This is a genomic window from Skermanella sp., assembly GCF_059503625.1.
Genome location: NZ_JCACHA010000446.1, coordinates 1 through 2,353, shown reverse-complemented (window position 1 = coordinate 2,353; position 2,353 = coordinate 1). Strand labels below are relative to the sequence as shown.

Annotated in this window: 3 protein-coding genes; all 3 read right to left on the bottom strand. The window is 67.4% G+C overall.

Going from position 1 to position 2,353, the window contains the following annotated elements; all coding sequences use genetic code 11:
* Positions 1-76: 76 nt before the first annotated feature.
* The gene (gene tnpC / locus AC5JJ6_RS09765; protein WP_496041854.1) at positions 77-1,678 is read right to left on the bottom strand and encodes an IS66 family transposase; all 1,602 of its coding nucleotides are present in this window, start codon (positions 1,676-1,678) and stop codon (positions 77-79) included.
* A gap of 76 nt (positions 1,679-1,754) precedes the next feature.
* On the bottom strand, positions 1,755-2,108 hold the full coding sequence (gene tnpB, locus AC5JJ6_RS09760; RefSeq protein ID WP_203104522.1) for an IS66 family insertion sequence element accessory protein TnpB: 354 nt from the start codon (positions 2,106-2,108) through the stop codon (positions 1,755-1,757).
* On the bottom strand, positions 2,105-2,353 hold a 249-nt coding region (locus AC5JJ6_RS09755; RefSeq protein ID WP_496041853.1), incomplete at its 5' end, for a hypothetical protein. The genes AC5JJ6_RS09755 and tnpB, both read right to left, overlap by 4 nt.

Here is a 2,353-nt window from a genome sequence, read left to right as displayed (position 1 = left end):
GCCGTCACGCGCATAGATTCCCGATGATGGGCAGCGGGAGGATTTGCCGGTGGGTGGAGACCTCGGCGCGGCCGGATCAGGCGGCGGCAGCGGCGTGAGGGGCGATGGTCATGCGGCCCGGATCGGCGGGGTTGCTGGTGTCGGGCGGTCGCCAGTTGAACGGCAGCAGGGTATCGAGCGCCTGGATTTTGGTCCGTCCGATCCGGCCGATGACGTCGGTCAGGTAGGCTTCCGGGTTGATCCCGTTCAACCGGCAGGTTTCCACCAGGCTGTAGATCACGGCGGCGACCTTGCCGGCGGCGTCCGAGCCGATCACGTTCCAGTTTTTCCTGCCGACGGCTATGCCGCGCAGCGCCCGCTCGGCCGTCAGATTATCGATCTCCAGCGTGCCGTCGGCGGCGTAGCGGACCAGGGCATCCCACTGGGCGTTCATGTAGCCGAGCGCCTTGGCCAACTCGCTGCGCGGCGCCACCTGGCTCAGCCGTTCGGTCAGCCAGGCTCGCAGGGCGTCGAGCAGCGGCACCGCCTCGTTCCGGCGCACCGCCAGGCGTTCCGCGGGCGGCAGCCCATGGATCCGCCGCTCGATGCGGTACAGCGCGGCGATCTGCTTCACGCCTTCGGCAGCGACTGGCGAACCCTTGGCGCGCACCAGATCGACCAGCTTGCGCCGGGCGTGGCCGAGGCAGCCGGCCTCGACCATGGTGCCGCCCCGGTACAGGTGATCGAAGCCGGAGAAGGCATCGGCCTGCAGCGTGCCGGTGAAGCCCGCCAGGTGCTGGGCCGGATGCTTGCCGGCCCGTCCGGCGGAGAAGCGGAACACCGCGATCGAGGGCTCGCTGCCGCCGCGCGGCCGGGTGTCGTCGGCATAAACCCAGAAGCGACCGTCGTGAGTGCCGGCGCGACCGGGATTGAGCACGGTCACCGGCGTGTCGTCGACATGGATTTTGGTCCGCCGGAGCAGCAGTTCGAGCAGGCGGTCGGCAATCGGCGCCAGATCGCGCGCGGCCGCCTCGACCCAGCCGTACAGCGTGGTGGTGGCGAGCAGAACGCCGAGCCGGGCGTAGTGCGCCGCCTGCCGGTGCAGCGGCATGTGATTGAGGTACTTGGCGATGACGACCTGAGCAATCGTGCCGGCGGTGGGCAGGCCGCGCTCGATCGGCCGGTCGTCAGGCGCCGGCGCCTGGGCCAGTTCACCGCAGGCCCTGCAGGCGAACTTGGGCCGGAGCGTGACGTGAACCTCGGCATGGGCCGGCACGAGGTGGAGCTGTTTGCTCTCGTCCTGGCCGATCCGGGCCATCTCCCGGCTGCAGCACGGGCACTGCGTGCTGGCGGGCAGGATCTCGCGGGTCACCCGCGGCAGATTGTCGGGCAAAGGACGCCGCCCCCCGCCACCACGCCGGCGCTGTCCGGTCGTGTCCGCGCCTGAGGAATCCGCTGACGGTTCCGCCTCGGCGGGATTGGCCGGGGCCTGTGCTGCCGTATCGAGCAGGCTGAGCTGGTCCGGGTTCATCCTTTCCGAGGAACGGCCGAAGATCCTGTGGCGCAGAACCGCCAGGAACGTCTCCAGCCGTTCGTTCTCGCGCGTCAGCACCGCGACCCGACGTTCCAGCGCGGCGATCCGCTGGAGCGGATCATCCATCGGGTTCGCAGGATTGCTGTCGCGCGGGGCTTCATCCATGTAAAGAAAGTATCCGCACCGGCCCTCCTGGTAAACAGCAGCAGAAGCAGTAACATAGAAGTAACGTAACCTCTGTTCAGACGATAAACAGAGGCTTCGCAATGGGCTTTGTCTTGGCGGATCGCCAGTCCAGACCGTCAACGAGCAGCGACATCTGGGCCCGGCTGATCGTCACGATGCCATCCGCCGGGCTTGGCCAGATGAACTTTCCCTCGGTCAGGCGCTTCTGCATCAGCAGAAAGCCGGTGGTGTCGTACATCAGAACCTTGATCGTGTGCGCCGAACGTCCCCGAAAAACGAAAAGATGGCCACTGAAGGGATCCTGGAGCAGCACTGTCTGGATCTGTGCGGCCAGGCCGTCGATGCCGCGGCGCAGGTCGGTCCGACCCGCTGCCAGGTAAACACGCACGCCATCCGGCAGCCCAATCACGACCGCCTCTCGACAACATCGAGCAGCCGGTCCAGGGTCATGGCGTCGAAGCCACGCCCAATCCGGAGGACGCTACCCCCCTTCAGAACCAGTTCGATCCGGTCATCCCGCGGTTCCGGGACACTCACCACCGGTTCGGCGACATGGACCGCCAGAAACGTCGCCGCGGTTTCTGATCCGGCCGATGATGTCAGGGCGTCGGCGGCCTGCGCTTTGAGCCGGGAGTTCCAGTAGCCCAGCGTGCC